The organism is Kineococcus vitellinus (assembly GCF_009906315.1).
GTDB lineage: Bacteria > Actinomycetota > Actinomycetes > Actinomycetales > Kineococcaceae > Kineococcus > Kineococcus vitellinus.
Genome location: NZ_JAAALL010000029.1, coordinates 1 through 24,233 on the forward strand (window position 1 = coordinate 1; position 24,233 = coordinate 24,233).

The 24,233-nt window shown below is 73.9% G+C and carries 26 protein-coding genes; 12 read left to right on the forward strand and 14 right to left on the reverse strand.

The genetic code is table 11. The features are described 5' to 3' along the window. From GTQ99_RS04580 to GTQ99_RS04590, 3 genes are all read left to right on the forward strand, one after another. Positions 1-744: ATP-binding cassette domain-containing protein (locus GTQ99_RS04580; RefSeq protein WP_166614560.1), on the forward strand; the 744-nt coding region annotated here is incomplete at its 5' end. Positions 745-939: 195 nt separating this feature from the next. Then, complete coding sequence (locus tag GTQ99_RS04585; protein ID WP_166614561.1) at positions 940-1,701, forward strand: hypothetical protein; 762 nt, start codon at positions 940-942, stop codon at positions 1,699-1,701. A 57-nt stretch (positions 1,702-1,758) separates the two neighbouring features. After that, a complete protein-coding gene (locus GTQ99_RS04590) occupies positions 1,759-2,517 on the forward strand; it encodes a M15 family metallopeptidase (protein WP_166614562.1) in 759 nt (252 codons plus the stop codon). 37 nt (positions 2,518-2,554) lie between these two features. On the opposite strand, the gene GTQ99_RS04595 is transcribed toward GTQ99_RS04590, so the two are convergent. Then, the gene (locus GTQ99_RS04595; protein ID WP_166614563.1) at positions 2,555-3,112 is read right to left on the reverse strand and encodes a Uma2 family endonuclease; all 558 of its coding nucleotides are present in this window, start codon (positions 3,110-3,112) and stop codon (positions 2,555-2,557) included. A gap of 105 nt (positions 3,113-3,217) precedes the next feature. Beyond that, on the reverse strand, positions 3,218-3,754 hold the full coding sequence (locus GTQ99_RS04600; protein WP_166614564.1) for a glycosyltransferase family protein: 537 nt from the start codon (positions 3,752-3,754) through the stop codon (positions 3,218-3,220). A gap of 233 nt (positions 3,755-3,987) precedes the next feature. Between GTQ99_RS04600 and GTQ99_RS04605 the strand changes: the two genes are divergently transcribed. Continuing rightward, positions 3,988-5,640 carry an EAL domain-containing protein gene (locus tag GTQ99_RS04605; RefSeq protein WP_166614565.1) on the forward strand — a complete coding sequence of 551 codons (1,653 nt, stop codon included), beginning with the start codon at positions 3,988-3,990 and terminating at the stop codon, positions 5,638-5,640. Positions 5,641-5,691: 51 nt separating this feature from the next. Here the strand turns inward: GTQ99_RS04605 and GTQ99_RS04610 are convergent, their stop codons facing one another. The 9 genes from GTQ99_RS04610 to GTQ99_RS04650 form a co-directional block, all read right to left on the reverse strand. Next, positions 5,692-6,204: a PIN domain-containing protein gene (locus tag GTQ99_RS04610; RefSeq protein WP_166614566.1), complete on the reverse strand. Its 513-nt coding sequence runs from the start codon at positions 6,202-6,204 to the stop codon at positions 5,692-5,694. After that, the gene (locus GTQ99_RS04615) at positions 6,201-6,467 is read right to left on the reverse strand and encodes a hypothetical protein (RefSeq protein WP_166614567.1); all 267 of its coding nucleotides are present in this window, start codon (positions 6,465-6,467) and stop codon (positions 6,201-6,203) included. Before GTQ99_RS04615 ends, GTQ99_RS04610 begins: the two co-directional genes overlap by 4 nt. A 247-nt stretch (positions 6,468-6,714) precedes the next feature. Continuing rightward, on the reverse strand, positions 6,715-9,369 hold the full coding sequence (locus GTQ99_RS04620; RefSeq protein ID WP_166614568.1) for a S8 family serine peptidase: 2,655 nt from the start codon (positions 9,367-9,369) through the stop codon (positions 6,715-6,717). A 212-nt stretch (positions 9,370-9,581) separates the two neighbouring features. After that, positions 9,582-9,941 carry a hypothetical protein gene (locus GTQ99_RS04625; RefSeq protein WP_166614569.1) on the reverse strand — a complete coding sequence of 120 codons (360 nt, stop codon included), beginning with the start codon at positions 9,939-9,941 and terminating at the stop codon, positions 9,582-9,584. Beyond that, the gene (fliS, locus tag GTQ99_RS04630; protein WP_166614570.1) at positions 9,938-10,360 is read right to left on the reverse strand and encodes a flagellar export chaperone FliS; all 423 of its coding nucleotides are present in this window, start codon (positions 10,358-10,360) and stop codon (positions 9,938-9,940) included. Before fliS ends, GTQ99_RS04625 begins: the two co-directional genes overlap by 4 nt. Before the next feature lie 140 nt (positions 10,361-10,500). Next, positions 10,501-11,982, reverse strand: coding sequence for a flagellar filament capping protein FliD (gene fliD, locus GTQ99_RS04635; protein WP_166614571.1), 1,482 nt, complete (start codon positions 11,980-11,982; stop codon positions 10,501-10,503). Positions 11,983-12,098: 116 nt separating this feature from the next. After that, a complete protein-coding gene (locus tag GTQ99_RS04640) occupies positions 12,099-13,283 on the reverse strand; it encodes a flagellin N-terminal helical domain-containing protein (protein ID WP_166614572.1) in 1,185 nt (394 codons plus the stop codon). Between the two features lie 173 nt (positions 13,284-13,456). After that, complete coding sequence (locus tag GTQ99_RS04645; protein WP_166614573.1) at positions 13,457-14,989, reverse strand: glycosyltransferase; 1,533 nt, start codon at positions 14,987-14,989, stop codon at positions 13,457-13,459. A gap of 235 nt (positions 14,990-15,224) precedes the next feature. Continuing rightward, complete coding sequence (locus GTQ99_RS04650; RefSeq protein WP_338074727.1) at positions 15,225-16,115, reverse strand: sigma-70 family RNA polymerase sigma factor; 891 nt, start codon at positions 16,113-16,115, stop codon at positions 15,225-15,227. Between the two features lie 247 nt (positions 16,116-16,362). Here GTQ99_RS04650 and GTQ99_RS04655 point away from each other — a divergent pair, with 247 nt between their 5' ends. Then, positions 16,363-16,713 carry a hypothetical protein gene (locus GTQ99_RS04655; RefSeq protein WP_166614574.1) on the forward strand — a complete coding sequence of 117 codons (351 nt, stop codon included), beginning with the start codon at positions 16,363-16,365 and terminating at the stop codon, positions 16,711-16,713. A 21-nt stretch (positions 16,714-16,734) separates the two neighbouring features. On the opposite strand, the gene GTQ99_RS04660 is transcribed toward GTQ99_RS04655, so the two are convergent. Then, entirely contained in the window at positions 16,735-17,265 is a 531-nt protein-coding gene (locus tag GTQ99_RS04660; protein ID WP_166614575.1) for a Uma2 family endonuclease, read from the reverse strand. A gap of 144 nt (positions 17,266-17,409) precedes the next feature. Here GTQ99_RS04660 and flgN point away from each other — a divergent pair, with 144 nt between their 5' ends. The 7 genes from flgN to GTQ99_RS04695 all read left to right on the forward strand — a co-directional run bounded on the left by flgN (position 17,410) and on the right by GTQ99_RS04695 (position 22,320). Further along, positions 17,410-17,901 (forward strand): flagellar export chaperone FlgN, encoded by a 492-nt coding sequence (gene flgN / locus GTQ99_RS04665; RefSeq protein WP_166614576.1) that lies wholly within the window; start codon positions 17,410-17,412, stop codon positions 17,899-17,901. A gap of 14 nt (positions 17,902-17,915) precedes the next feature. Then, entirely contained in the window at positions 17,916-19,304 is a 1,389-nt protein-coding gene (flgK, locus tag GTQ99_RS04670) for a flagellar hook-associated protein FlgK (protein ID WP_166614577.1), read from the forward strand. 31 nt (positions 19,305-19,335) lie between these two features. Beyond that, positions 19,336-20,223: a flagellar hook-associated protein FlgL gene (gene flgL / locus GTQ99_RS04675; protein WP_166614578.1), complete on the forward strand. Its 888-nt coding sequence runs from the start codon at positions 19,336-19,338 to the stop codon at positions 20,221-20,223. Between the two features lie 85 nt (positions 20,224-20,308). Beyond that, positions 20,309-20,710, forward strand: a complete 402-nt coding sequence (gene fliW / locus GTQ99_RS04680; protein WP_166614579.1) for a flagellar assembly protein FliW — start codon at positions 20,309-20,311, stop codon at positions 20,708-20,710. A 117-nt stretch (positions 20,711-20,827) separates the two neighbouring features. Next, complete coding sequence (locus tag GTQ99_RS04685) at positions 20,828-21,343, forward strand: YbhB/YbcL family Raf kinase inhibitor-like protein (protein WP_166614580.1); 516 nt, start codon at positions 20,828-20,830, stop codon at positions 21,341-21,343. Further along, positions 21,340-21,909: a YbaK/EbsC family protein gene (locus tag GTQ99_RS04690; RefSeq protein ID WP_338074728.1), complete on the forward strand. Its 570-nt coding sequence runs from the start codon at positions 21,340-21,342 to the stop codon at positions 21,907-21,909. The genes GTQ99_RS04685 and GTQ99_RS04690 overlap by 4 nt, the downstream gene beginning before the upstream one ends. 21 nt (positions 21,910-21,930) lie before the next feature. After that, entirely contained in the window at positions 21,931-22,320 is a 390-nt protein-coding gene (locus GTQ99_RS04695) for an SRPBCC family protein (protein WP_166614581.1), read from the forward strand. On the opposite strand, the gene GTQ99_RS04700 is transcribed toward GTQ99_RS04695, so the two are convergent. Continuing rightward, positions 22,295-23,335, reverse strand: a complete 1,041-nt coding sequence (locus tag GTQ99_RS04700) for an NAD(P)H-dependent glycerol-3-phosphate dehydrogenase (protein WP_166614582.1) — start codon at positions 23,333-23,335, stop codon at positions 22,295-22,297. The genes GTQ99_RS04695 and GTQ99_RS04700 overlap by 26 nt on opposite strands. Continuing rightward, on the reverse strand, positions 23,332-24,147 hold the full coding sequence (locus GTQ99_RS04705; protein WP_166614583.1) for a TrmH family RNA methyltransferase: 816 nt from the start codon (positions 24,145-24,147) through the stop codon (positions 23,332-23,334). Before GTQ99_RS04705 ends, GTQ99_RS04700 begins: the two co-directional genes overlap by 4 nt. Between the last annotated feature and the right edge of the window lie 86 nt (positions 24,148-24,233).

Sequence of the window (24,233 nt, forward strand, 5' to 3'; positions counted from 1 at the left end):
GCGCTGCTGGCGACGCCGCCGGCCGCGGGTGAGCCCGCCCAGCCGCGCCCGCTGCCGGCGCCGCTGCCGGGCGGGCCGGTGCTGCGCCTGCGCGGGGTGGTCGCCGGCTGGGAGCGGCCGTGCCTGCGCGGGCTGGACCTGGACCTGGCGCCCGGCGAGGTGGTCGCGGTCCGCGGGCCCTCGGGCTCGGGCAAGTCGACGCTGGCCGCCGTGGTGCAGCGCTTCCTGGACCCGGTGGGCGGGCGGGTGCTGCTGGACGGCGTCCCGGCGGGCGAGCTGCTCGGCGACGACGTGCGCCGGGTGGTGGGCCGCGTCGGCGACGACGAGCACGTCTTCGCCACCAGCCTGCGCGAGAACCTGCGGCTGGCCGCGCCGGACGCCGACGACGACGCGCTGCGCGCGGTGCTGCACCGGGTGCGCCTGGACGCCTGGTGCGCGGCGCTGCCGGCCGGGCTGGACAGCGCGCTCGGGGACGGCGGGGCGCCGCTGTCCGGCGGTGAGCGGCGCCGGCTGGCCATGGCGCGGGCGCTGCTGTCGAACGTGCGGGTGCTCGTGCTCGACGAGCCGTCGGAGGGGCTGGACGAGGCGACGGGCGCGGCGCTGGTGGCGGACCTGCTGGACGCGCGCGGCACGACGGCCGTGCTGCTGCTGGCCCACCGCGGCGAGGGCGTCGAGCGCGCCGGGCGGGTGCTGGACCTGGTGGACGGACGACTGCGGGCGGGAGCCGTCCGCGCACCGAGGTGACCCGCTGTGGAGGTGCCGGCGACCCACCGTCGCCGAACTCCTGACCGCCCGTCGACCGGTCCTCCACGGGCGGTCAGGACGCGCTCAGCGTCCCCCGTTCGGGCTAGTCCATCCGGTTCACCACTGGTTCATCCGTGGTTAACCTGAGCGCCCGCTCTCCGCCAGCTCAGCGGAGCCCCGACCGGGAGTGTCGCCGTGCTCACCGTCTCCATCACCCCGCGCCGCCTGCTGCACGTGCTGCTCGCGGCCGCCGCCGCGCTGTTCCTGCTGAACTACGCCTTCCTGCTCCTCACCGCCGGCCTGGGCGTCGACGCCCCCGTCGTGCTCTCCGCCCGCAAGTTCGTCGACGCGAACACCGAGATGAACCTGCCGGCGTGGTTCACCTCCGTCCTGCTGGCCGTCGTGAGCCTCGTCGTCCTCGACGTCGCGCGCCAGGCGCACCTGCGCCGGGACCGCTGGCGCCGGCACTGGGCCGTCCTCGGCGCCGGGTTCGCCTACCTCTCCCTCGACGAGCTCGTCGCGCTGCACGAGAAGTTCATCGGCCCCATGAGCTCGCTCGTCGGCGACCAGGGCGTCTTCAAGTACGCGTGGGTGGCCGCGGCCGGCCCGGTCGTGCTCGTCCTGCTCCTCGCCTACCTGCGCTTCCTGCGGGCGCTGCCGCGGCGCACCGCGGCCCTCGTCGTGCTCGGCGGCGTCCTCTACGTCGGCGGCTCCGTCGGCCTGGAGATGGTCGCCAGCGCGCTCAGCGGCGTCGGCTTCAGCGAGGACGGGGTCTTCCTCGGGACGATCATGGCGCTCGAGGAGGTCTGCGAGATGGTCGGTCCGGTGGTGTTCCTCTTCGCCGTGGCCGAGCTGGTGCAGCGGCGCGCCGGCGCGCCGGGCACCGCTCCCCTCCCGGCGGAGGTCGACCTGCGCGACGGCGAGCGCGCCGGGGCGCACCACCCGCACGCCGCCTGAGCACGCCGCCTGAGCGCGTCCCCGGTGCGGGCGCGGCACCTGGACTACCGTGCGGTGATGGACGACCGGAGCCGTTCCGCCCCGACCGCGTTGGCCGGGCTGGCCGGGCTGGCCGGGCTGTCGCTGCTCGCGCTGACCGCCTGCGCACCCGCGGGCGCGGCGGACGCGGCCGCCGTGCCCGCCGGGCCGGCCGCCGCCGCGCAGGACGCGCCGGCCGTGGAGCGCGGGGCCCGCAGCGCGGCGGACCCGCAGCTGCCGACCTACACCGCGGCGATCACCCCCGTGGGCGCCGCCGACCTGCCCGCCAGCTGGCGCCCCGGCTGTCCGGTGGGCCCGCAGCAGCTGCGGCTGGTGACCTTCACCCACGTCGACCTCGCGGGCCGGGTGGCCACCGGCCGCCTCGTCGTGCGCGAGGACGTCGCGCAGCCGGTGGCGGACGTCCTCGGCGACCTGTACGCGGCGCGCTTCCCGATCGCGCAGGCGCAGCCGGTGGACGTCTTCGGCGGTTCCGACGACGCCTCGATGGCCGCGAACAACACCTCGGCGTTCAACTGCCGCCAGGTCACCGGCGGCACGCGGTTCTCCGAGCACTCCTACGGCACCGCGGTCGACCTCAACCCCGTGCAGAACCCCTACGTGCGGGGCACCACCGTGCTGCCGGAGGCCGGTCGCGCGTTCGTGCAGCGCACCCCGGCCCCGGGGGTCGTCCTGGCCGGGGACGCGGCGGTGCGGGCCTTCGCCGAGCGCGGCTTCTCCTGGGGCGGGGACTGGAGCTCGCTGAAGGACTACCAGCACTTCTCGCTGTCGGGCGACTGAGCAGCGCTCCGCGCCGCGGAGCCGGTGCCGCGCCGGTTCAGCCCAGCAGCGCGTCGAGGTCGACGGCCAGCCGCGCCACGCCCAGGTCGAGCTCACCGCGCTCGCCGCGCCCGAGGACGGCGGTGGGGACGAACACGCCCTCCTGCAGCACGTAGGCGGTGAGCAGCTCGTCGCGCGGGTCCACCGTCCAGTACCGGGGCAGTCCGGCGGCGGCGTACTTGCCCGCCTTGTAGACCAGGTCGTCGCCGCGGTTGGACGAGAGGATCTCCACCACCAGGACGGGCATGCCCGTGAACCGGGCGTCCGGGCGGCCTTCCGCCTCGGCGAGCGGGTAGACCATGACGTCGGGGATGAACTCGTCGCGCCGCGGCTTCCAGGCCCACGCGGTGTTGACGTCGTGGGTGGCGGGCAGCACGGCCTGCAGGGCGAAGGCCAGGCGCAGGGCGATCTTCTGGTGCCGCCCCGACGGGCTCGGGCTCACGACGAGGTGCCCGTCGATGTACTCCGCACGCGGGTCCTCCGGCAGGCGCTCGTACTCCTCCCAGCTGAGGGCCCGCCCCACGGTCGAGGTGGGCGACGCGGTCTGCTCGGGCACGGGTGGATCACCTCCTGGAGCTGCGCGAGCAGCCTAGCCCGGCGGCCGCCCGCGGGGGCCGCGCACCACGCGGCCCCCGCGGGCGCCCCCGGCCCCCTGCACCCCTCAGACGCGGTCGAAGACCCCGCGCTGGCGCGGCACGCCGGCCGTCGTGGCCACCGGCTGGCGGACGGTGAGCAGGTCCGAGGGCACCTCGGCGAGGTCCCCGCCGAAGGCCGCCGCACCCGGCAGCGCCCTGTGCAGCAGCCGCGCCGAGCGGTGCGTGCCGCGCACCACGTCGTCCACGCGCACCGACATCGCCGGCACGTCGACGGCCTCCTGCAGCAGCCGGCGCAGCTGCTCGGTGGCGGCCGTCACCTTCTCCCCCGCCAGCACGCACAGCGCCCAGTCGGACTCCACGTGCGCCAGCGCCGCCTGCTGCGCGCGCTCGCGGTCGTCGGCCCAGAAGCCGCTGACCACGGTGACGGCCGGGTGCAGCGTGGCGTCGAAGGCGGCGGTGCCGGGCGCGACGTGGTCGGCGGTGTCGTAGACCACCACCTCGTCGGCGACGTCCACGAGCCCGCGCAGGTCCTCGTCCAGGGCGGGGCTGGTGGCGCCCTGCAGCACGAGGCAGGCGGCGAGGGTGGTGCGGGTGCTCGGCATGGTCGTCTCCGTCGGTCGCGTCCGGGCGATCGGATGCACGCCCTGACTGAGCATCGGCCGAGGATGCCCGAGGGTTACGCACGCCACACGCTTTTTACGCGACGTTGACATGCACGCGACACCCGTGCGCGACCCGGGCGAGATCCGGGAGGGGTCCGGGCGCCGCCGGGAGGGCCCCTGCACACCCCCTCCACCGCTCAAGCACACCGGCGCGGGCGCCGATGACGACGCTCGTGCCGACTCCCCCCGCACCCAGCACCGCGCCCGCACCCGCGCACGGTCACGCGCACGGCCCGGTGGCCGACTTCGCGGCGGCCGCGGAGCGCACCCTGGTCGACCTGGCCGGGCGGGTGGGGCTGGAGAGCTGGTGGATCGCGCGCGCCGAGGGCGCCGAGCACGTCGTCCTCGCCGCCACCGACCCCGTCTTCGGGCTGAGCGCCGGCTCCGCGCTGGCGTGGCGGGACACGCACTGCCGGCGCGTGGTGGAGGAGGGCGCGCACCCGGTGCTGCGCGGGCCGCTGCCGGACTCGCTGGCCGGGCTCGCCGCGGCCGGCGCACCGGCGCGGGTGTCCGTCGTCAGCGTGCCGCTGACCTCCCCCGGCGGCGAGGTCCTGGCCACGCTGTGCGGGGTGGGCAGCGGGTCGGCGCCCGCGCTGGAGGAGGCGCTGCCCAGCGTCCGGCTGCAGGGCGACCTGCTCGGGGCGCTGCTGGCCGCCGAGCTGGAGGTCACCGAGCGCGCCCGCGCCGCCGAGCGCGCGCGCACCGAGCACGTCGACGAGGTCACCGGCGTCGCCGGCCGCGAGGTCTGGGACGCCGCCCTGCGCACCGAGGAGCAGCGCGCGGCCCGCCACGCGCTGCCGGTGTCCCTGGTGCTGCTGGCCGTGGACGACCTGACCGCCGTCAACCGCCGCGACGGCTTCGGCGCGGGCGACGCGCTGCTGCACCGGGCGGCGCGCACCGTGGAGTCCCGGCTGCGCGCCGGGGACCTGCTGGCCCGCCTGGCCGGGGACCGCTTCGGCGTGCTGCTGCCCGGCACCGACGCCCTCGGCGGCCTGTACGGAACGCTCTGCGCGGTCTCCGCGCAGCCGGACGAGGGTCTGCGCGAGCGCGACGCCGAGGTGCTGCGGGCGGTCGCCGAGGCGGTGATGGACCTCGTCGAGGAGGAGGACGAGCTGCAGCGGGTGCGCCGCGCGCGCCTGGCCCGCCTGGACGACCTGGACGCCGCCGGCGGCCCGCGCGTGGTGTACCAGCCGATCGTGGACCTGCTGAGCGCCGAGCACGTCGGCGCGGAGGCGCTCAGCCGCTTCCCGGCCGGGACCCCCGCGCCCGACCGCTGGTTCGCCGAGGCGGCCGAGGTCGGCTACGGCGAGGACCTGGAGCTGCGGGCCGTGGCCAACGCGCTGCGAGGGCTGCCGCGGCTGCCCGGTTTCCTCACCGTGAACCTGTCCCCCGCGACCCTCACCTCCCCGGCGCTGGCGCGGCTGCTGGAGGGGGTGCCGCTGGAGCGCCTCGTCGTGGAGATCACCGAGCACGCGGCCATCGAGGACTACGCCGCGCTGCTGGCGACGCTGGAGCCGTTGCGGCGCAACGGCCTGCGTGTCGCGGTCGACGACACCGGCGCCGGGTACGCGAGCCTGCGGCACGTGCTGGCGATCCTGCCGGACTTCATCAAGCTCGACATCAGCCTCGTGCGCGGCATCGACGCCGACCCCTCCCGGCGCGCCCTGGCAGCCGGCCTGGTGACGTTCGCAGCCTCGACGGGCGCGCGCATCGTCGCCGAGGGCATCGAGACGCCCGCCGAGCTGGCCGCGCTGCGCGGCCTCGGGGTCCAGCTGGGGCAGGGCTACCACCTGGCGCGCCCCGCACCGCTGCCCGCCGCGGCTTGAGGCCGAGGCGGCGCCCGCCCCGTCCTAGCCGCACCGCCTGCGAGGCGAAGCTCAGCCGGCTCGGTAGTCGTAGGTGTCGAACCCCAGGCGCTGGGCCACCCGGACCACGAACTGGTCCGTCGTGACGAGGGTGTCGTGTCGGGACTCGGCTGCGGCCATCGCGATGCGGTCCCCGAGCGAGAGCCGACCGACCTTGCGGCCCGCGTCCAGCTCGACCTGGCGGGTGATCTCCTCCGCGTGGAGCACGTCCGGGACCCGGGAGGCTTCTTCGACGCCGAACGGGACGATGCGGATCCCGGCGCTGTCGAGGTCGTCGCCGATGCTGCGCGCTTCCTCGTCCAGCCTGAACTTGCGGCTGAGGACCGTCGCCACCTCGACCAGGGTGGGAACCGCGATGCTGACGTCGGTCAGGTCCACGGTGGCGAACACGTCGTCGATGCGGACGCGACTGTCGACCGTCTCCTGCTCGTCGGGGTCGAGCCAGGACAGGACGGCGCAGGCGTCGAGCAGCAGGGGCGTCGCCGGCGGGACGCCCGGAGTGGCGCTGAGAGGACCGCCGCTCACTCGACGCCCTTCTCGTCGAGGGCGTCGGTCTCCTCGTCGTGGTACTCGGCCCACGCCTGCTGGACGGACACGGCACCGTCCCTGCGGCGGTACTTCGCGCGGACGCGGGCCTGCATGGCAGCGCGCGTCTCGAAGACGATGCGACCGGGCCCCTCGGCGTGCGGGATCAACTCGGCACCTTCCGCGATGCCTGCCGCGGCGAGGACTTCAGCAGGGACGACCGCCCGTCGCTTCGAGTCGATCCTCAGCGCCTGAACACTCATGAGTCCCACCTTACGGGTGCCGGTGGGACGCGTCATCACTCATCCCACCCCCTCGCACGCCGCGGACCCGACACTCCCCTGATGAGCCTCGCGGACGGCCCGGGACACCAGGTCGGCGGGGGTGCGCGAGTGCCACGGGCGGGGCGCCCACTCCAGGGACGGCCACGCACCCGTCGTCACCGACCCACGTCGGCGACGGGTGTCTGCGCACCCGTCGCCGAGGTGGGTCGCTCGTGCGCAGGGACCCTCAGAGCGGCGCCCCGGCGCAGCTCGTCTCGCAGGCCCCGGTCGTGAACGCGGCGTCCGGTGAGCCGAGGTCGTCGCGGCGCACCAGCGTCAGGCCCCGGCTCGTGCGGGTCGGGACCGGCGACGCGCCCACCGCCGGCGCGGACGGGCTGCCGGACGGGACGCTGGAGCTGCTCGACGGCGCGCTGCCGGGAGCCGTACTCGACGGGGACGAGCCGCCGGAACCGCCCGTCGGTACGCCGGATGGCGCGGTAGTCGGGGCGGTCGTCGGGGCGCTGGACGGCGGCGCGGAGCCGGCCGCGTCCTCGTAGGTCAGCGCCCCGGCCAGCACGCTGGCCCGCTCGAGGTCGCTGCCGCCCTGCTCGAAGAGCGTCACGTCGTAGGCACCGGCGACGCGGGCGGGCACCCGCACCTGCAGCGACGTCGGGGCCGCGCTGAGGACGGTCGCGGTGGCCGTCGCGCCGACGCGGACCGTGCCGACCCGGTCGAGGTCCGTACCGGTGATGGTCACCACGTCGCCCCCGGCGGTCGACACCCGCGCCGGGTCCACCCGCGTCACCCGGAAGCGGCCGGTGGCCGGGTACGTCACCGCCGACGGGGCGCTGGGCGTGCCGGAGGGGGTGCTGGACGGGGCGCTCGCGGAAGCGCTCGGTGCGCTGCCGGCGGTCGGTGCGCCCGTGCCGGGGGACGTCGTCGCCGACGGCGAGGCCGAGGAGGAGGCAGACGGGACGCTCGTCGAGACGGCGGACGGGGAGGCCGTGGGCGTGCCGGCCGGCGCGGCGGCCACGAGCAGCGGCGCGGCCCACGGCCGGGTCAGCGCGACGCCGTCGCGGTGCAGCTGCGCGGTGAGCAGGTAGCGCCCCCGCGGCAGCGCCGTGTCGACGGTGACGCTGCGCGCGACCGACGCCGACGCACCGAGGTCGAGGCTGAACTCCCCGCGGGCGTCGGTGGTGTGCGGCTGCCCCGCGACGCTCACCCGTGCGCCGCTGATCCCCCACAGCTGCCCGTCCTCCTGGGCGAGCAGGCCGACGGTCAGCGCGTAGCGCCCGGGCTGCGTGCCGCCGTCGACGCGCACGACGGGGTGCTGCTCGGCGCCGACGACGGTGCCGGCGGCGCTGAAGCCGTAGCGGACCGTGGTGTCGGCGGCGGCGGTGAGGTGCTCCAGGGACAGCCGCCCGCCGGTGACGGAGATCGCGGTCAGGTTCGGCTGCGGGGTCGTGTCGGCCAGCAGCGCGGCGCGCAGGGCGCGCATCCGCTCCACGGGCGTGCCGGTCGCGGGCTGCACGGAGCGGTACAGCGCGACGGCGGCCGCGACCTGCGGCGCGGCGATGGAGGTGCCGTCCACGAGGCGGTAGTCCCCGTCGTTCCACGGCGCGAGCACCTTGGTGCCGGGGGCGAAGAGGTCGACGCTGGTCCTGCCGTACGCGGAGCTGGCCGCCTTGGACCCGTCGGCCCCCAGGTTGCCCACCGTGACGACGTTCTCCTCGGTGAAGCTGGCCGGGTGGTAGAGGGAGGTGTCCCGGTCGCCGCCGTCGTTGCCCGCGGCGGCGACGACGAGGACGCCGTGGTCGGCGGCGTACTGCACGGCCAGCCGCAGGTTCAGCAGCGCGCCGCCGGTGGCCTGCCCGCCCCAGGAGGCGTTGATCACGTCGGCGCCGTGGTCGACGGCGTAGCGGATGGCGCGGGCGCCGAGGTACAGGTCGACGTTCGACCCGGAGCCGATGACGAGCGGCATGACCTGAGCGTCCGGCGCGACCCCGGCCGAGCCGTGCCCGTTGTCCCTGCGTGCCACGGCGACCCCGGCCACGTTGGTCCCGTGGGTCCCGCCCGCGCCGTTGTCGACGTCGGCGGTGTTCGTCGTGAAGTTCCAGCCGTGGCAGTCGCCGCTGATGCCGTCCGCGTCGGCGTCGTCCGCGCAGTCCGGGTTCGTCCACAGCGCGCCCGCGAGGTCGGGGTGGTCGGAGTCGTAGCCGGTGTCGACGACGGCGACGACCATCCCCCGCCCGGTGCTGACGTCCCACCCGGCGGTGGCGTCCACGTCGACGTCGGCGACCGCCGCCTGCTGGTAGGTGTTCGTCCCGGTGTTCTCCAGGTTCCAGCCGTAGCCGGCGAAGTACGGGTCGCCGGGGTCGCTCGCGGCGACGCTGCCCCGTTGGGAGGCGTCCACGTCGGTGACCCCGGGCACGGCCCACAGCACGCCGGCCGTGCCGGAGGTCGCCACGAGGGCGGTGCCGTCCGGCAGCGGCTGCGCCGAACGCACCCCGGGCGCCGCCTCCAGCGCCGCGAGCAGGTCCTCCCCGACCCGCCCGGGGACCTCCGCCGCCGGCGGTGCGCCCGGCCGCGAGACGGGCCGGGAGGACTCCGCGGTCACGTACCAGGTGCGCTCGTCCACGAGGTCGAGGTGGCCGCCGTCGCCGAGGTCGGCGAGCGCCGACGCGAACAGCGCGGGATCCACCAACGGCAGCCCCGTCACACCCAGCGCCGGGTCGGAGGCGCGCACGACGTAGCGGTGCAGGCCGTCACCGGGGCCGAACCCGCTCGCCACGGCCACCGGGTTCCCGGCGAGGAACCCGACCGCACCGGCTCCCGCCGCCAGCGTGCTCACCGCGGCGATCGCGGAGATCCCCGGGAACCACCGCCGTCGTCCTGCACCCATCACTCGCTCCCCGTCACCGCACCGGTCGTCGTCCCCGCACCGGTCGTCCACCGGTCCTGAGGTGTCGATCGGCGCGTGCGACGTGCTGGATGACCGCGCCGGTGGCTCACCACCCGGTAGGACGGCGGGTCGCGACGCTGCGTCAGCGACGGAGTTCCACCTCACCCGTCCGGCGGCACCCCCGGCACGCGGCCGCCGTCACCGAGCGGTGCTCAGACCGCGGTGTCGACGAAGACCGGTCGCCGCTCGGGGGGTTCCAGCATCGTCAGGGCCCGTTGCTGCGAGCGTGCCTGCACCATCGCGGACGCCAAGCGCTCGCTGACTTCGACCTGCCGCTGCAGCAGCAGCCGTGCGCGGTCGGCGAACTCGGCGGGGATGTGGCCCAGCAGGGCCGGCGCGATCCACTCGGAGGCGGGGGGCTGCTCGGGTGGTTCGTCCCCGGCGTGCAGCCTGTCCAGCAGCGTCTCCGCGGCGGCGACATCGACCTCGACGGCGTGCAACGCGGAGGTCCACGCCTCGCGCCAGTGCGCTTCCACGGGCTGGCTCTCGGCCGGGTTGCGGGCAGGGCTCACGCGACACCGTGGCCGGTGGCCGGCGCCGAGCGCAGGTGCTCCTCGGCGGCCTGGCGCCACGTCTGCGCGAGGGGCTCGACGACCTGGGTGCGGCAGGCGGCGGTGCGCGCCGCGTCACCGCCGACGTTGGCGGCCGGCAGCTCCTGCAGCAGCCAGGTGTAGAGGGCCTGCATCGACTCGCCGCCCTCCCACGCGTCCGCCTTGAGGCTGGTCTTCAGCTCCAGGACGATGTCCTGGGCGTGCACGAGGTTCTTGTGCGCCGTCTCCCGGTCGCCGCTGCGCTGCGCCTGCTCGGCGCGCTCGAGGTCCAGGACGAGGCGGTCGTAGAGCATGACGAGGAGCGTCGCGGGGGTCGCGGTCTCCAGGCCGTCGTTGAGGTAGCGGTTCGCCGAGCGCCGGCCGTACGTCATTGAGGTCATGCGGTGGTTCCTCCGTGGGTTTCCCGGTTCCTGACACTCCATCGGCACTTCCGTGGCACACTGCAGCCCTTCAGCGCACACGTTGCAGTGCGACGACGAACGGGCCGGACGCGTGGAAGCGTCCGGCCCGTCCGCTCATGTCAGCCCAGCGAGGCGAGCTGGCCCTGCAGCCAGGAGGACTGGCTCTGCAGCTTGCCCAGCGCGGTCTCCAGGGAGGAGTAGTACTTCTGGTACCGCTCCTTTTTGGCCGCCAGGCGGTCGTTCCAGTCCGCGATGCGGGTGGTCAGGTCGCTGATGGTCTTGTTCTGACCGGCGATGACCGTGGTGAGCGATCCCTTGTCGGCGTCGGTGGCGTTCTTGGCCACCGCCGCCAGCCGCTCCACGACGCCGGGTGCTGCGTCCGGGTCGAGGCTCGACGGAGCGAGGCGCTTCTGCACCGTGGCCGGGTCCGCCTGGTACGCCTTGGTGAACACGTCCTTGTCGAAGGTCAGCGCGCCGTCCTTGGTGGACTGCAGACCGTACTTCGCCGCGGACTCCCCACCCCCGAGCGCGGCGGTCACCGCGTCGAGGACTTGCGACTTCATGGCCCTAAGGGTGCTGTCGCCGCGCAGGGTGCCGCCACCGACCACCTTGCCGTCCGAGCCGACGTTGCCGGCACGGGACTGCACGGTGATCTCGTTGAGCGCCGCGTTGGCGGCGCCGACGAGCGCCTCGACCGCCGAGGCGACGGCGGAGGGGTTGCTCGTCACGGTCACCGACGCCGGCGTGCTCGTCGTCGTGGCTCCGACCGTCATGGTGACACCCGGCATGAGCCCGGTAAACGTGTTGGTCGACGACGAGGCGGTGATGGCATTGGTCCCCGTACCCAGGGTGACCTGGGCGTCAGCTGCCGGCGTGAGCGAGGCCCAGCCGGTCTGCTCGGAGCCGACCGTGGCGTAGGTTTCGGTCCGGCTGCCGTCGCTCAACTTCTTGGGGTGGGCTGCGTCGAGGCTGTCCGGACGGGTGCCGTGCGGGACGACCTTGAAGTCACCCGCGGTGGCGCCGGTGCTGGTCGAGGTGATCTGCAACCGGTAGGAGTTTTCCCCCACTCGGATGGCGACCGCCTTGATGCCGAGGTCACCGGCCTTGTTGACCGCCGCCACGACCTGGTCGAGCGTGCCCGCGCTGGGCTTGATCGTGACGTAGGACCCGTCGCTGCGGACGATGTCCAGCGGCGTGCCGATCGAGCTGCCGACCGTGGCGTCGCTGACCTTGCCGTCCGCGCCGAGCGAGAACGTGCCGGACACGGCCGAGCGCGCCGAGGCCAGCTTGTCGACCGAGACGCTCAGCGAGCCGGCCGATGCAGTGCTGTCCGCGGTGACCACGACCGCGCTGCTGGACGACGACGCGGTGGTCGGTGTCCACCCCGTCGCCTTGACCAGGGCGTCCGCCGCGGTGCCGAGCGCCTGCATCTTGGTGTTCACGGACTGGTACGCCGTGATCTTGAGCTGGGCCGCACTGACGCTGGACTTCATCTGCGTCTGCGGTGCGGCGTCCGCAGCGAGCAGCTTGGAGATGATGCTGGACGTGTCGAGGCCGCTGACCAGACCATCGACGGTGGATGACGAGACGGTCGTGGACATCACGGCCCCCCTCTTCGAGTCACTGGATGGGTAACGGGCGGAAGGCGGGGGACACCGGGTTCTCCGATGTCCCCCGCCTCATGAGCCGGTCAGCTCACGCCGCCCGGATGGGGTGATCAGCCGCGCAGCAGGGACAGCACGTTCTGCTGCGAGGAGTTGGCCTGCGCGAGCATGCTCGTGCCGGCCTGCGACAGGATCTGGCTGCGGGTGAACTTGGTCATCTCGGCGGCCATGTCGGTGTCGCGGATCGCCGACTCGGACGCGGTCAGGTTCTCGATGGAGACGTTGACCGAGCTGATGACCTGCTCGAAGCGGTTCTGCAGGGCACCGACGGCGGCACGGGCCTTGCTGACCGTCGCGAGGGCCGCGTCGATCGTCGCGATGGCGGTCGAAGCGTTGCTCTGGGTGGTCAGGTCGAGCGCACCGAGGCCGAGACCGCCCGCGCTGAAGGAGTCAGCCTTGACGGCCGGCTGGCCCTTCACGGCGGTGACCGCAGCAGTACCAGCCGCCGAAGAACCGGTCGGCGCCGTGGCGGTGCCGTCGGCCACGTTGAACGTGGCGGTGCCGACAGCAGCGGCCTGGATGACCAGCTTGCCCGACCCGTCCAGCGAAGCGCGGGTGCTGCCGAGCGCCGTGTTGATCTTGCCGACGATGACGGCCGCGGAGTCACCGGTGGTGACGTTGACGGTCTGGCTGTCGATGGTCCACGTGCCGGTCTGGGTCGCAGCCGCGAGAGCGGAGCCGGAGGTCCAGACGCTCTTCGTGCCGGTCACACCAGACACAGCGGCGACAGTGCCGGCCGCGGTGGCGCCCGACTTGATGTCGACGGTGATGGTGTCGCCCGAGGCGTAGCCGACCTGGAAGACCTTGCTGGCGAAGGTGCCGTCCAGCAGGCTGACGCCGTTGAAGGACGCCTTGTCGGAGATGCGGGTGAGCTCGGCCGTCAGGGAGTCGACCTCGGACTGGATGGCCGCGCGGGACTTGGTGTCGTTGGTGTCGTTGGACGACTGGACGGCCAGGTCGCGCATGCGCTGCAGGATGGTGGTGGAGGTGCTGAGCGCGCCGTCCGCGGTCTGGGCGACGTTGACGCCGTCCTGGGCGTTGCGGGCCGCGACGGTCAGGCCGCCGATCTGCGAGCGAAGGCCCTCGGAGATCACGAGGCCGGCGGCGTCGTCAGCGGCCTTGTTGATGCGCAGACCGGACGAGAGCTTCTCCAGCGAGGAGTTCAGCGTCTTGTCGGTGGCCTGCAGGTTGCGGTAGCTGTTGAACGCCGCGATGTTGTTGTTGACGCGAAGACCCATGATGATCGTTCCTCCGTGAGTTGGGGTCCATCTGTGTGGCAGCCGGTCCATCCGTGGTCCGGCCCTGTCAGGCGCTTGTTCCCGCCTGACACTTCATTCATCGGCCCCGGAGCCCGGGACCTTAGAGCGGTCGTTGCGGCAAACGGGTGATGCTGACCGACCTCAAGCCGGAATCACGCCGGCACGAGGGAGGCGGCGAAGGCCGGAGCAACCTGACGCAGTCGTTCGAGCAGCGGAGGGATCGCCTCGTCGGCTACTCCAGCCAGCAGCTCCTCGAGCACGTCGAGGTGGTCTCGCTCGCCGATCTCGTGCAGCACCGCACCGCAGAGGATCCGTGTCTCAGCGTCCTGCGCCTCGCTGAGAAGCATGCGCCGCAGCGGGCACGAGCTTGCCAGACCCGCTTCTCGGTACCGGAGCGACCAGGACAGGGCTGCGTTGAACGTCATGGACGGCCACTGGTTCCCGACAGCAGCGAGGATGGCATGGCGCGCTCGCCCGGCCGTCCACAGCTGCCCGTAGAAGTCCGCCGCGAAGTCGGCCACGCAGACTTGCAACTGCGCGACGTAGGGGATTTCAAGCGCAGCGGGCAGCGCCCGCACGAAGCGCGCCATCGCCCCGGGCACCTCGTTGACGAGCTCGATGGTGGGGATCGCCGGAAGGCTTGTCCTTCCGGTCGGGAGATGTTCGATCAGCATGTCGACCGCCTCACGCGCGCGTCCCTGTCGTGCCAGTGCCGTGATGAGCGCGTCCCTGTAATGAGCTTGGCCGAAGGCAGAACCGCGGCCGGTGTCCTTCGCCGCCGCGGCGCGGAGGAGCGACTCAGCAGACTTCCAGTCTCCCCCTTCCCCTGCGATGCGAGCTTCGAAGGTGAGGCACGTGCTCTCATCCTCGCCCCAACCACGCATCAGCTCCAACCAGGTGCGAGCGGTCTCCGACTGCTGCGTCCGCAGGGAGCTGTCGATGACTGTGTGCGCGAGCAGCAGACCATGGGCCGGCGTGAGGCGAGCTGGATCGATGTCCTTCAGCACTGACAGGGCATGTCGGTGGTCACCGGCGAGGGCCGCGGAGCGCAGCACATCAACCCGAAGACTCGTGATGTCACCGCTGCCACGCTTGAGCCCATCCACCAAGGCTGCTTGAGCGACGCGGAGGTTGCGCTCTCCCTTCGAGCGCTCCCCCAGGCGCACCACCGAATAGCCGCCGTGGTCGAGGTGGATGTCCTCGTTGACCTCGACCTGCACCTGGCCCCACCGGCCGACGACCTGCTCGTGCAGTGCTCCCTCCCACCTGCACGTGGCGCGGCGGAGGACACGGGAGGCCTTGATCCGTATCTCGCTGCCCGCTCCGCCCCAGCTGTCAGAGACCTGCTCGATGAGCAGGTTGTCCGCGTTCGTCAGACGCAACGATCGCCGCCACGCCCGGGCGTCCCCGCGCACTTGCTCATCCGCGTCCACGCAGAGCAACCACTCGCCGGAGCAGTGCTCCAGCGCACGGTTGCGAGCGGCTCCGAAGTCCTCGTCCCAGTACCCGCGCACGACTCGCGCGCCTGCCGCCTCCGCGATCGCCACGGTCCGGTCCTGGCTGCCCGTGTCGTAGACGATGACCTCGTCGACGTACGGCTTGATCGACTCGAGGGATGCTCCGAGCAGCTCCTCCTCGTCCTTGACGATGTAGCAGCCACTGATGAACACGTCCGCAACAGCCACGGGCACCTCACTCTCAACGGGCGACAACGGGCGACGCGTGTTCGCCCGCCCACATCCCCCTATCGGCGCATCAAGTGGAGAGGTGTAGCTGCGCTCCGTCACGCTTCGCCTCCGGTGCACCCGCACGGGGCAGGCGCAGCCGGACCGATGAGGTGAGCCAATGACGAAGCGCCCCGTCACAGGGTGACGGGGCGCTTCGTCAGGATGCGGATGGGCAGAGCGACGGGCAAGTACCTCAGGCGGTGCGGGCCACCGCCGGCGCGGCGAAGGCGCCGAAGGCCGACAGCGCCAGCCGGGCGCGGAAGTCGGACTGCGTCCCGACGGCCGCGTAGTAGGCCTCCTTGCGCTTCACCGCAGCACCGGTACCGGTGCCCACGGCGGGCTTGACCATCTCCGGGGACAAGTGGGTGTTCATGCCGTCGCGCAGCAGGACGAGCGCCTCGGCGCGCATCTGGGAGATGCGGGACTCGGAGACGCCGAGCTCCTCGGCGATCTCGGCCATGGGGCGCTCGGCGAGGAAGTAGCCCTCGACGACGACGCGCAGCCGCTCGGGCAGGCAGGCGATGGCGGAGCGCAGGTAGCCCAGGCGCTCGCGGTGCAGCAGCTCCTGCTCGGGGCCGGGGGTGTGGGTGGGCAGGTGGTCGTCCAGGGAGGCGCCGTCGGCGGTGAAGCCCTGCATCGACAGCACCATGGAGCGCTGCGCCTCGTCGCGGGTCTCGGCGAGCTCGCGCTCGGAGACGCCGAGGACGGCGGCCAGCTCGGAGGCGGTGGGGGTGCGGCCGAGCTCGACGGTGAGGGTGTCCTCGGCCTGGCTGAGCTTGCGCTGGCGGCTGCGCAGGCCCCGGGAGGCCCAGTCGGCGCCGCGCAGGTCGTCCAGCAGCGCCCCGCGGATGCGGGTGTTGGCGTAGCGGTTGAAGGGGACGCCCGTGGAGGGGTCGTAGGCCTTCGAGGCCTGGAAGAGGGCCATGAGACCGGCAGACGTGAGGTCGTCGCGGCTCACGTGGGAGGGGAGCCGGCCGATGAACTCGCTGGTGATGTAGCCGACGAGCGGCAGGTGCTTCTCGACGAGCTCCGCGCGCTGGGCGTCGGTGAGCTCAACGGGGGCGATGGCGGCGTCTGCGGTCACACCCCACTTCTCGGCAGCGCCGACCGGGTGACTTGAGCGCCGAACGGGTGACAGCTGCGGGTGCCCGCTCAGGCCCGCAGCCCCCCGTCCGACCACGCGGCGTCATGATCAGTACCGACCGGGTGACGTCTCCCCCGATCGGTCCACGCCGGCTCAGCAGACCCCCTGCCGTGGTCGAAGGTTGAAGCGTGCACGACCACGGGAGGGTTCCGTGGCGCGAGTGGTTCCAGAGGCTGGAGGGACAGGCGTGAAGCCGCTGTGGGAGGTCGTCCGCGACCTGGAGTACGCGTACCGGAAGGGCCAGCTGACCCCGACGTACCTCGACGTCTACGCGGAGAAGCACGACGAGCGCATCAGCGCCCTCTACGCGCTGTGCGCGAAGAACTTCCTCACCGTCCAGCACGAGGCGGGGCGCAACGACCACGTCCTGCGCGACCAGAAGGAGATGGGGATCAACGAGGCCGCCGTCGCCCGGGCGATGGAGGAGAACAGCCGCGAGATGCACCGCGAGCTGCGCAAGGCCGTCGAGGACGGTCGCCCCTACGCGCTGCGCAAGCCCACCAAGCACGCCCAGTTCATCCGCAAGGACGGCCGCTGAGCCGGCGCGGCCGGCGCTGACTCAGCGGGGCCAGATGCCTGCGGCGTCGAGCTGCGCCAGCCAGCCGTCCTGGCCCGCACCCTCCTCGTAGCGCCGGTCGGCGGTCAGCACGAGCCGGGTCAGCGTCCGGGCGGAGTGGTCGGCGATCCAGTAGTGCGGCACCCGCCACTGCGCGTAGAGCTCGCGCTTGAGCAGGCGGTCGGTGGACTTCGTCGACGGCGACTCCACCTCGACGGCCAGCAGGACGTCGGAGGGGTCGATGTACGGGCTGTCGTCCGCGACGACCGCGGCGTCGGCGACGACCACGTCCGGGATGAGCAGACGGTCGTGCAGGCCGCGGCGGGCGACGTTCGCCCCCGGCAGCACCACCCAGCCGGCCGGCGCCGCGGCCCGCAGGCGCGCCTGCAGCTCCCCCACCACGTACTGGTGGGCCGGCCCGGCCATCGGCGTCACGATCAGCCCCCCGTCCAGGAGCTCGATGCGGGGGCCGTCGTCGTCGTGCGGCAGGTCCTCCAGGTGCAGCGGCAGCGACGTGCCGATCGAGACGCTCACGTGCCCACCCCCTCGTGCCGATCCTAGCCAGCGGACGCGCTCGTTCCACCCCTGCGAGCCCTCAGCTCGTGGTAGCGGCCGCCGATGGAGGCTCGAGCACCACCGACGGCACCACTGATGGACAGGGATCGGGGAAGGACACGCATGGGACTGGCCGAGGTCTCCGGCATCCTCTGGAAGGAGCGGGAGCTGCTGGAGCTGCTGCTCTTCAAGCTGGAGGAGGAGCAGCTCGTGCTGGCCAGCGGCCGCACGCGCTGGCTGGCGCACGCGACCCGCGAGGTCGAGTTCGTCATGGAGCAGATCCGGACCACCGAGGTCCTGCGCGCCGCGGAGGTCGACGCCGTCGCCGCCGAGCTCGAGATCGAGCCCGGCCCGAGCCTGGGCGCCCTCGCCGCGGCCGCTCCCGAACCGTGGGGCGAGCTGTTCCGCGGCCACCGCGACGCCTTCCTCACCCTGACCGCCGAGATCCAGGACCTCGCGGACGCCAACCGCGACCTGCTGAACTCCGGTGCCCGTGCGCTGCGCGAGACGCTGCTCGGCCTGGACACCCCCCTCGACACCTACACCGCCCAGGGCAAGAACACGGTCGCGTCGACCGGTGGATCCCGCGCCCACTTCGTCGACGAAGCACTCTGAGAGGAACCCGGACGATGAGCACCTTCTCCGGCATCAACCAGGCCGCCCGCGCCCTCAACGCCGCCCAGCGCGGCATGGAGGTCACCGGGCAGAACATCGCCAACGCGAACACCCCCGGCTACTCGCGCCAGCGCGTCGAGCAGACCGCGAGCGTCCTGCCGCAGACCGGCCAGCACGTGCAGAAGAACGTCGCCGGCGACGGCGTGACGGTCAACGGCATCACCCGCGTCGCCGACGCGCTGGCCACCGCGACCGCCCGCCAGGACGCCGCCTCTGCCGAGGAGCTGGCCACCGCCGCGAACGTCTGGGCCGGCGTCGAGGCCGCCCTGGGCGACACCGGCACCAGCGGCCTGAGCAAGGACCTCGCGAACCTCACCTCGGCGTGGAACGACCTCGCCAAGGCCGGCACGGACGGCCTGGAGGGCGCCCGCTCGCTCGTCGTGACCCGCAGCCAGGCCGTCCTGGACACCGTCACCACGATGGACACCTCGATCCAGGCCCAGTACGAGCAGCTCGGGCTGCAGGCGCAGACGCTGGCGACGCGGGCGAACACGGCCGCCGAGAACGTCGCCAAGCTCAACAAGTCGATCCGCGAGACCCTGGCCTCCGGCGGCAGCGCCAACGAGCTGATGGACCAGCGCGACCAGGTCCTCGACCAGCTCGCGTCCATCACGGGCGCCCGCTCGGTGCACCGCCAGGACGGGACCGTCGACGTCCTCGTCGGCAACGCCACCCTGGTCACCGGTGAGTTCTCCTACGGCATGGTCGTCGGCAACACCGACGGCGGCAACCCGCAGGTGCGCGAGGGCGCCGAGTACACCGTGACCGTCGGCGGCCAGAGCACCGGCCCGGTCGCCGGCTCGCTGAAGGCCACGCTGGACGGCGCGAACGAGACGCTGAAGAAGCAGTGGGACAACCTGAACGCGTTCGCGACGAAGTTCACCGACGCCGTCAACACCGCCTACAACCCGACCGACGCCGTCGGCGGCGACTTCTTCACCAGCAACGGCGCCACCCTGACCGCGCACGACCTCAAGATCGCCACCGGCCTCACCGCGAACCCGGGCACGCTCAAGGACAGCAGCGGCCTCGCCGGTGCGGCGGGCGGTTCCGACCGCAAGGTCGCCCAGGCGGTCCTGGCGACGTTCGACTCGACCAAGGCGGCCTGGCGCACCAACGCGACCACGATCGCCGCCTCGACCCAGTCGGCGGACAACCGCGCCGCGCTGGCCTCGCAGGTGTCGCTGAAGTCCTCCAACGCCCGTGACGCCGTCGCCGGCGTCAACCTCGACGAGGAGATGACCAACCTCGTCTCCTACCAGCACGCCTACTCCGCCGCGGCCCGCGTCCTGAACGCGATCGACGAGGCGCTCGAAACGCTCATCCAGCGCACCGGCGTCTGACGACCCCGCTGATCCGACAGGAGGAACCACCATGCTCGGCCGAGTGACCCAGCGCAGCATCGCCACCAGCTCGCTGACCAACCTGCAGAACGCCCAGGCGCGGACCGCCAAGCTCCAGGAGCAGCTGTCCAGCGGCAAGACCCTCAGCAAGGGCTCCGACGACTCGGTGCGCGCGGCCGCCGCGCTGCGCCTCAACGACCAGGTCGCCGTCAGCGCCGAGCACGAGCGCAACGTCACCGACGCCCGCGGCTGGACGTCCGTGCAGGAGGGCGCCCTCGACGCGGTCGTCGACGCGCTGCAGTCCGCCCACGCCCGCCTCGTGCAGGCCGGCAACGGTGCGCTCGACGCCAAGGGCCGCGCGGCGATCGCCGCCGAGCTCGCGGAGGTCAAGAACACCGTCCTCGGCAAGGCCAACACCCAGCACCAGGGCCGCGCCGTCTTCGCCGGCACCACCGACTCCGCCGTCGCCTTCGACCCCGCGTCGTACGCGACCACGGACGACGGCGGAGCCGTCCGGCGCACCGTCTCCCCCGGTGTCGACATGACGGTCAACGTCAACGGCTCGACGGTCTTCGGTGACGGCGCCACCTCGCTGTTCAAGGAGCTCGACGACCTCGTCGCCGCCGTCACCGGCAACGACACCGCCGCGATGGCTCAGGGCCTGACCACCCTGCAGGGCCGGATCACCAAGGCGACCAACGCCATGGCCACCATCGGCGCCCGCGACAACCAGCTCACGCTGGCCGAGGACGCCAACCGCGCCCACGGCGCCTTCCTGACCCAGCAGCTGGACGACGTCGAGGGCCTGGACATGGCCAAGGCCTTCGTCGACTTCAACCTGCAGAACGTCGCCTACCAGGCCGCGCTGGCCTCGACCGCCAAGGTCATCCAGCCCACCCTGATGGACTTCCTGCGCTGACCCGCGCTGGACCGACCCCACGCCCCACCGCTCGACCCACCCTCCGACCCTGCCCTCGCCCCCAGGAGTTCCTAGAGTGACCCTCATGACCGACGCGCCCGTGACCGCCCCCACGATCGAGTTCGTCTCCCCGATCATGGGCTTCGCCGAGCACACCAGCTTCCACCTCCTCCCCCTCGACGAGGCCGGGCAGCTGTACTCGCTGCGCAGCACCGACGGCACGGGCATCCGCCTGGTCGTCGTGGCGCCCGGCAGGTTCTTCCCCGGCTACGCGCCCGAGATCGACGACGAGACCGTCGCCGCCCTCGACCTGCGCGACGCCACGGAGGCCGCGGTGCTCAACGTGGTGAACATCGGCGACGACCCGGCCACGGCGACGGTCAACCTGCTGGCCCCCATCGTGATCAACCACCGCACGATGAAGGCCTCCCAGGCCGTGCTCGTCGGCACCGACCTGCCGCTGCGCGCGCCCCTGATGGCCGCCTGAGCCGCGAGGCCGCTCCCGCACGACCCCGCACCACCCCCGCACGACCCGCAGCAACCTCGAGGGCCCCGCACCGGCACCGCCGGTGCGGGGTCCTCCTCGTGCTCGTAGCCTGCGGCCATGAACCTCGAGCGCCCCGTGGCCCCGGACCCGTACTCGCTGCTGCCGGCGGTCCCCTCCTTCTCCCTGACCTCCACCGACGTCGCCGAGGGCGAGCCGATGGACGAGCGCCACGCGAGCGGGAACACCTCTCCGCAGCTGGCCTGGGAGGGCTTCCCGGAGGGCACGAGGTCCTTCCTCGTCAACTGCTTCGACCCGGACGCGCCGACCCCGGCGGGCTTCTGGCACTGGACCGTGGTGGACCTGCCGGTGGGCGTGACGAGCCTGCCGACGGGTGCGGGCGGGCAGCCGGCGCCCGAGGGGGCGACGGTGCTGCGCAACGACATGGGCACCGCCGACTTCACCGGCGCCGCTCCCCCGCCCGGCGACCGCCCGCACCGCTACGTCTTCGCGGTGCACGCCCTCGACGTGGAGTCGCTGGGCCTGCCGGAGGGCGCCACCCCGACCGTGGCGGCCTTCGCGAGCCTCGGTCACGTCCTGGCCCGCGCCACCCTGGCGCCGGTCTACTCCCGGTGAGCGGCACGACGGACCAGGCCCGGGTGCCGGCGGCCGCGCAGCGGGTCGCGGGCGACCTGGAGCTGCTCCCGGCCGCCGAGCACCCCGGGCTGCTGCCCGAGGCGGTCCTGCGGGCGCTGCCGGAGGGGGCCTGGTCACTGGCCATCGACCCCGACGTCGCGGACACCGCGGCCCTCGTCGAGGCGGCGGGCGTGCCGCTGGACGGGTCCGCCAACTGCGTCGTGGTCGCCGGCAAGCGCGACGGGGCGGAGCGGATCGCGGCGTGCGTGGTGCTGGCCAGCACCCGCGCCGACGTCAACGGCGCCGTGAAGAAGGCGCTGGACGTGCGCAAGGCCTCGTTCCTGCCGCAGGAGCGGGCCGTGGCGGAGTCCGGCATGGAGTTCGGCGGCATCACCCCCGTCGGGCTGCCCGCGGGCTGGCGCATCCTCGTCGACTCCGCGGTCGCCGCCAGCGACTGGGTGCTCATCGGCTCCGGGGTGCGCCGCTCCAAGCTCGTCGTGCGGGGTGCGGACCTGGCCGCGCTGGCGGGCGCGGAGGTCGCCGACATCGCCCTGCCCGCCCGGTGAGCTCCCGGTGAGCCCTCGGTGATGCTGCTCGCCCGCGGCGGCCGCGACGCGCAGGCGGCGTGGGAGGACTACGCGCTCATCGGGCGCTGGTCCTCCTGGTCGCCGCAGGTCCGCTCCGTGGAGGCGTCCGCGGAGCGGATCGCCCCGGGGGTCGCGGGCACGGTCCACGCCCCGCTGGGGGTGCGGGTCCGCTTCCGCGTCACCGCCGTCGACGAGGCGTCCCGCAGCTGGCGCTGGGTGGTGCACGCGGCCGGCGTGAGCGCGGGGATGGAGCACCGGGTGCTCGCCGTGCCCGGCGGGTGCGTCACGACGCTGCGCATCGAGGCGCCGGCGGTGCTGGCGGCGGCCTACGCACCGGCGGCGCTGCTGGCGCTGCGCCGGCTGGTCAGCCCGCGGCGAGCAGCCGGCTGACCGCCTGCGCGGGCGTGCTGCGCCCGTCGAGGACGGCGACGACCTCGCGGGTGAAGGGCAGCTCGCCGACGCGGTCGAGCACGGCCGGTGCGGTCCAGACGCCCTCGGCCGTGCCGCCGGAGCGCTCCAGCGCCGCCGGCAGCGCCAGCCCCTCCCCCAGCGCCACTCCGACGCGGTGGTTGCGCGAGAGCCCGGAGGTGCAGGTGGCCACGAGGTCGCCCGCCCCGGCCAGGCCCAGGAAGGTCGCCTGCTCCCCGCCCAGGCGCACCCCGAGGGCGGCGGTCTCGGCCAGGCCGAGGGTGAGGACGGCCGCGCGCGCGTTGGCGCCCAGCCCGGCGCCCTCGACCATGCCGACCGCGAGCGCGACGACGTTCTTCAGGGCGCCCGCCACGTCGACGCCGGTGACGTCGGTGACCGGGTGGGCATGGAAGGAGGGCGTGCCCAGCCGCTGCGCGACGGCCGCGGCCACGGCCGGGTCCGCGCAGGCGACGACCGTGGCCGCCGGCTGCCCGCGGGCGATCTCCAGCGCCAGGTTCGGCCCGGACAGCACCGCCACTGCCTGCCCGGCGTCGCCACCGGCGCCGGTGTCGCCACCGGTGCCGCCACCGGTGCCGCCACCGGTGCCGCCACCGGTGCCGCCACCGGTGCCGAGGACGTCGGCGACGACCTCGGCGCCGAAGAGGCCGCTGCCCTGCTCCACGCCCTTGGCGAGGTTGACCAGCGGCACGGCCGGCAGCAGCTCGCGCCAGGCGCTCAGCTGGGCGCGCAGCCGCTGCAGGGGGACGGCGAGGACGACGAGGTCGGCGCCGTCGAGGACCTCGCGCACGTCGGCGGAGGCGGCCAGCGCGCTCGGCAGGTCGACGCCGGGCAGGTAGGAGGCGTTGCGGTGCAGCCGGTGCACCTCCTCGGCCAGCTCCGGGCGGCGGCACCACAGCCGCGTCGGCCCGCCCTGCGCGGCCAGGCCGGCGACGGCCGTCCCCCACGCCCCGGCGCCCAGGACCGCGACCCGCCTCATGCGCGCGTCGCCCACAGGGCCACGGCGCTGGCGGCGGCGACGTTGAGGCTGTCCACGCGCTCGTCCATCGGGATGCGCACGACGACGTCGGCGCCGCCGAGGGCGCGGCGGCTGAGCCCGTCGCCCTCGGTGCCCAGCAGCAGGGCCAGGCGCTGCGGCGCCGCGAAGTCGGCCAGCGACACCGCGTCCTCACCCAGCGCCAGCGCGGCGACGGTGAAGCCGGCCCGCCGCAGCAGGTCCAGGTCGCCGGGCCAGTCCTCCGCGCGCGCCCACGGCAGGTGCAGGACGGTGCCCATCGACACCCGCACGCTGCGCCGGTACAGCGGGTCCGCGCAGCGCGGGCTGACGAGCACGCCGTCGACGCCGAAGGCGGCCGCGGAGCGGAAGAGGGCGCCGACGTTGGTGTGGTCGACGACGTCCTCGAGGACCACCAGGCGCGCCGGGCCGGGCGGCAGCGCGGCCAGCAGGTCGGCGACCGAGCGCCGGGGCGGGCGGTGCATCGAGGCGATGGCCCCGCGGTGCAGGTCGACGCCGGTGAGGGCGGCGAACGCCTCGACGGGGGCGACGAGCACGACGGCGTCCGCGGGCAGCACGTCCTCCAGGTCGGCCAGGCGCGCCGGGCTCAGCAGGAACGAGCGCGGCCGGTGGCCGGCGGCCAGCGCCCGGCGGACCACCTCGACGCCCTCGGCCAGGAACAGCCCCTCGGCCGGTTCGCGGCGGGCGCGCAGCTGCACGTCCTTCAGCGAGGTGTAGTCGCGCAGGTGGTCCGCGTGCGCCGGGTCGGTGAGGTCCTCCAGCACGATCCGCGGCACCCGCCGACGCTACCCCACCCCGCGTCCGTGATCTTCCTCCAGGCGCTGGGCGCCTGGAGGAAGATCACGACCGGAGGGGCCGTGCT